This window comes from Granulicatella sp. zg-84, assembly GCF_010892375.1.
GTDB lineage: Bacteria > Bacillota > Bacilli > Lactobacillales > Aerococcaceae > WM01.
Genome location: NZ_WNJX01000052.1, coordinates 1 through 5,298 on the forward strand (window position 1 = coordinate 1; position 5,298 = coordinate 5,298).

At 34.1% G+C, this 5,298-nt stretch carries 4 protein-coding genes; 3 read left to right on the plus strand and 1 reads right to left on the minus strand.

All coding sequences use genetic code 11. From position 1 onward, the window contains the following. Positions 1-341, minus strand: a 341-nt coding sequence (locus GMA06_RS08080) for a helix-turn-helix domain-containing protein (RefSeq protein WP_163562268.1), incomplete at its 3' end; no start/stop codon positions are given. Between the two features lie 93 nt (positions 342-434). Here GMA06_RS08080 and GMA06_RS08085 point away from each other — a divergent pair. The 3 genes from GMA06_RS08085 (at position 435) to GMA06_RS08095 (ending at position 5,193) form a co-directional block, all read left to right on the plus strand. After that, positions 435-3,269 (plus strand): Cna B-type domain-containing protein, encoded by a 2,835-nt coding sequence (locus GMA06_RS08085; RefSeq protein ID WP_163562269.1) that lies wholly within the window; start codon positions 435-437, stop codon positions 3,267-3,269. Positions 3,270-3,337: 68 nt separating this feature from the next. Further along, positions 3,338-4,036 carry an MmcQ/YjbR family DNA-binding protein gene (locus GMA06_RS08090; RefSeq protein ID WP_163562270.1) on the plus strand — a complete coding sequence of 233 codons (699 nt, stop codon included), beginning with the start codon at positions 3,338-3,340 and terminating at the stop codon, positions 4,034-4,036. A 122-nt stretch (positions 4,037-4,158) separates the two neighbouring features. Further along, entirely contained in the window at positions 4,159-5,193 is a 1,035-nt protein-coding gene (locus tag GMA06_RS08095) for a hypothetical protein (protein WP_163562271.1), read from the plus strand. Positions 5,194-5,298: the final 105 nt, after the last annotated feature.

The following is a 5,298-nucleotide window of genomic DNA, read 5'->3' on the forward strand; positions in this document are numbered from 1 at the left end:
GGCATATCAGGTAGTTGACTAATCATTTCAGGGGAATATTTATCCATGATTTTTTCTCTGATGAGGGCTTCTTTTTCTACCGTCCACGTATCTGTTCTACCTACGGCTAAACGTAAACGGCGATAATCGTTTTGTGCCTTTTGAGCAGAGTATTCTTTAGTGCCACCATGAAAAGATAAATCGATAAGTCCACGTTTGATTTCATTATTGATGGTTTGGTGATTTTTTCCCAATAATCGACCGATTTCTCTATTGCTTTTACCTTCTTTTTTCCATTTTTCGATGAAGTAACGTTCTTTTTCTGTTATATGTTTGCCTTTTGTGTTATAGTATTCTTGCATCTCTTGGTATCCTTTTTTTGTAGTTACTAAAAGTATATCCTATGAGATGCTTTTTTTGTACTACTGGCTAACTTAATTATATAATTTACTAAATTGTGGAATTATAATAATTTATTAACAAACGTATCGTCTTATGAAATATTAGATGTTTTACCGCATCTAAATGATTTTTCAACAGCTGCATCTGCGACATCTGGGCAATTAGAGCCACGCCAGTCTAAATTTAGCAATACGTTAACAGGCCCGATACATATTACAACACCGAATGCACATAAGTTTACGGTAGAGTATTCAACGGATGAGATAACTGGTCCTGTTGACCAATCATCTAATACATTATCGTTTAGTGAAACGGTAGCTGATTATGCACAGGTAACAGCAATTAGAGTACGCTTAAAAGACGGTCAAACATTTAATAAAGGAGAGTTGCTTGAGGTCGAAGTACCAATGAAAGCACCTGAAATGGCTAATTTAGGAGATCGTGCATGGAATAACTTCTCTATTGCAACAAATACGAACCAACCTACACCAACAAATTTAGTGTGGAATGAGATGTACATACCATCTTCTCCATTAAAAATTGTGAAAAAATCAGTAGAGGGTACACTTCTTGCAGGTGCAGTATTTACCGTTACACGTATGGATAATCCTGAGGTAACCTATGAATTAACAACGAATAAAAATGGTGTCGTTGAACAAGTTTTACCTTTAGGAACGTATAAAGTTGTAGAAAAAACAGCACCAACAGGGTATCTGTTGGATACAACCGAACATCAAGTGGAGATTGTAGAAGATGAAACAACAACATTAGAGTTAGCCAATGTGCCACTTATTTCCGTGACGGTGAACAAAGTATGGGATGATGACGATAATCGAGATGCTAAACGTCCAAATACAATTCAAGTTCATTTATTAGCGAATGGAGCAGAAAAACAAGCGGTAACGTTGTCTAATGCAGAAAATTGGACACATACATTTATGGATTTACCAGCATATGAAAATGGTCAAAAAATTGCGTACACAGTAACGGAAGATGCTGTTGCGGATTATGAAACAACCATTAATGGTTATACGATTACCAATCGCCACATTCCTGAAGTTAAATCTATTACAATAAATAAAATATGGAACGATAATAATGATCAAGACGGCAAACGTCCAAACACCATTCACGTCCATTTATTTGCAAATGGAGTAGAAAGAGAAACGGCTACTTTAACTAATGAAGATAATTGGACGCATACATTTGAGTATTTACCAGTGTATGAAAACGGACAAGAAATTGCATATACGGTAACGGAAGATGCTGTTGAAGGTTATGAAACGACAATCGACGGATATACTATTACAAATGTTCATACACCAGAAGTGAAATCTATTACCGTAAATAAAGTATGGAATGATCATGATAATCAAGACGGTCAACGTCCAAACACTATTCAAGTTCATTTATTAGCTAACGGAACAGAGAAACAAACGGTGGTGCTATCTAATGAAGAAAATTGGATGTATACATTTACGAATTTACCAGTGTATGAAAACGGACAAGAAATTAACTACACGGTGACGGAAGAGGCTGTTGCAGGGTATGAATCTGTTGTTGATGGGTATACCATTACTAATCGCCATACGCCAAAAATGAAATCAATTACGGTGAATAAAGTATGGGACGATAATAATAATCAAGATGGTAAACGTCCTGAAAGCATTAAGGCACATTTATTGGCGAATGGAGAAGTTATCCGTACACAAAATATCACAAAAGAAATGAATTGGATGTATATATTTGAGAATGTGCCAGAATATGAAAATGGACAAAAAATTGAGTATACCGTCAAAGAAGATGTTGTATCAGAGTATGAATCATCTGTTGATGGCTATACAATTACGAATAAGTACATACCAAAAACGAAGTCTGTAACGGTTAATAAAATATGGAACGATAATAATGATCAAGATGGCAAACGCCCAGATAAAATCACGGTACATTTATTCGCGAATGGAATAGAAAAACAGCAAGTATTTGTAACTGAAGCAAATGCTTGGACATATACATTTGAGAATTTACCAGTATATGAAAACGGACAAGAAATTAACTATACGGTAACGGAAGATGCTGTTGAGGGGTATGAAACAGTTGTCAACGATACAACGATTATGAACATACATAAGCCATCATTCATTGATGTGCCTGTCAATAAAGTGTGGGAAGATGATCATGACCGTGACGGCAAACGTCCGAAATCAGTAACTTTACATTTATTGGCAAATGGTGAACAAGTGGATAGTGTGACCGTTACAAAAGATAGTCAATGGCAGCATGTCTTTAAAGATGTTCCAGAATTTAAAGATGGCAAACGCATTGTGTATACAGTGAGTGAGGATGCTGTTGAGGGCTATACGGCAAATGTATCGGGAACGACTGTTACGAATACACGTTCTGTAAATCGTATCAATATTCCAGTGACAAAACAATGGGTAGATAATGATAACCAAGACGGCAAACGTCCTGAACAAATTACGGTACATTTATTGGCGAATGGAGAGATTGTCCGTACACAAGACATCACAAGAGAAATGAATTGGATGTATGTATTTGCGAATGTGTTGGAATATGAAAACGGACAGAAAATTGAGTACACCATTAAAGAAGATGTAGTACCATTTTATGAAATAACAATAAATGGTTTTGATTTAACGAATACACTTAAAGAAGAACCAAAAAAACCAACGCCGATTCCGAACAAGGAAACGCCTGAAATCACAACAACTTCGACGATATCAAAAGAAACGACAACATCAACCATACCAGATAAACCAACATTACCAAAAACGGGAAGTCGAGAGTATAATATGACAATAATCGGATTAGGCATTTTGATGATCGGATTTGGGGTAGTATGTGATAGAAAAAAACACATAGATTAAACTAGAATGATGCCAGAGAAATACATAAAAGATGTATTTTTCTGGTGTTTTGTTTACATGAGGGAGATATGATGATAGTACTAGATGATTTCTTTAAAGGGAAACGATACAATAAAGGAAAATTGATAGAGTATGGCTTTCTAGACAGGGGAGAATATTACACAAAAGAGTTTTTAATGTTAGAAGATTCATTTTTGTTGCGAGTGGATATTTTGAAAAACGGAAGCAGCCGTATGTTTGTTTATGATAGGGATACGCAGGAGATATTTTTACCTATTTATCAATCTAGAGCGGTAGGAACCTTTGTAACAACTGTTCAAGAAGCTTGCCAGCTTATTTTATCAGAAGTTACCGAATATTGTTTTGATAGAACTGAAACACAAGTACTACGTGTGATGACACTTATTAAAAAGAAGTATAATATAGAACCTACTTTTCCTTTTAAAAAGTATCCATTATATGCAGCATTTAAAACACCCTTTACAAATAAGTGGTTTGCGTTAGTGATGACAATTGATGCTTCTAAATTGGATTTGAATAAAAATGGGACAGTCGATATTGTCAATGTAAAGATAATGCCTGATGCTCTAGCCCAGCGAATTGATAATATTTCCTTTTTTCCTGCCTACCATATGAATAAAACACATTGGTATAGTATTTGTTTGGATGAATGTTTATCTGATGAAACCATCTTATTATTGATTGAACAAAGTTATACTTTAGTGGAGAATCGGTATGACAAATCGTTAAAATGGCTTAAAAAATAGTATTTTCAAAAAAGTGTTGCTTTTTATAGGTCGCACTTGTATACTTAGCCTAAGGATTTACTTATGCATATAGTTATCATAAGAACTTTTCCTTTATATATTTATTAGAGAGTAGCTATATAATGTTTAAGAAAGAAAGTGTAAAATACCTTGTTAGAAAAACAGCTTATGGATTAGGCTCTATAATGGTTGGCTTTGCATTGTTACATGCACCATCTATTGTACAAGGGAATGAAGTATCACCAGTTGCATATGCAGCAGATTTTAAAAGAACTATCAATTCAGAAATGACTCCAACTCAATTAAAAGTAACAGTTATTGGAGAATCTGAAAGTACAGTGGAGGTTGAATATGATCAATCCGATGATTCTGAACCATTGTATCAATTAAAAGAAAAAGCAAATGGAGATGGAACATCAACATATACTTTAGATCAACGTTTTGGTAAAGATGTAAGCTACAATCCATTGAAAGTTGTATTTACAAAAGATGGTGTTAAGAAAACATATAATTTACCTCAACCAGCAACAGTGTTAATGAGAGTGACTAAATACCCGATTGATAAAACGAGAGTAGCAGATCCAGATGCATTAACAACCGACGAACAAAATGCTGTTATTGAGAAAATTGTAAAACGATTTAACGAACATGGTCTTGAAATTACAGCTGATAATGTTAAATATTTACCTAATTTGAAACAATTTATTGTAACGAAAGATATTGATCTTACAGGAAAATATCCAGAATTAGATCATTACCGAGTGAATGTAGTACTAAGTGTTCAATCAGTCATTGATATTAATGCTATTCAACGTACAAATATTCAAATAACAAATGAATTTTTATCAACAGCAAGTTTTGCAGGACCTGCTGACGGTACAGCCACAGCGACTTATGATGGTAAAGAATATAATTTACAGGCAGCTAGAGCTAACAAGTATGCCTATGGATTAAACATTCAAGATCCAAATTATAGAAAAAATAAATTTGATGTGGTAAATGAAAATCAAACATTAGAATTTAAATTAGTCAATGCTGAGGGTGAAGTATTAACAAGAACTGTTGATGTTTCTGAACAATTGCAATATAAAGTCGATCAAGCATTAAAAGCAAAACCTTTAGAGAAATTAGCAAGAGAAAATAATCTCCAATTGTAAAGTAAAGTGCAAAAAAACAGATAATTACTTTCTCTTTTGCGGGGTTAATAACCAAACAATAAAAACAAAGGTTTTCTAGTCAAGGCGAAAAACAAAGTGTGCCTT

Bases quoted from the DNA above. Each gene is read 5' to 3' on its own strand.
- GMA06_RS08090 (WP_163562270.1), top strand. From the start codon at position 3,338: ATGATGATAGTACTAGATGATTTCTTTAAAGGGAAACGATACAATAAA.
- GMA06_RS08095 (WP_163562271.1), top strand. From the start codon at position 4,159: ATGTTTAAGAAAGAAAGTGTAAAATACCTTGTTAGAAAAACAGCTTAT.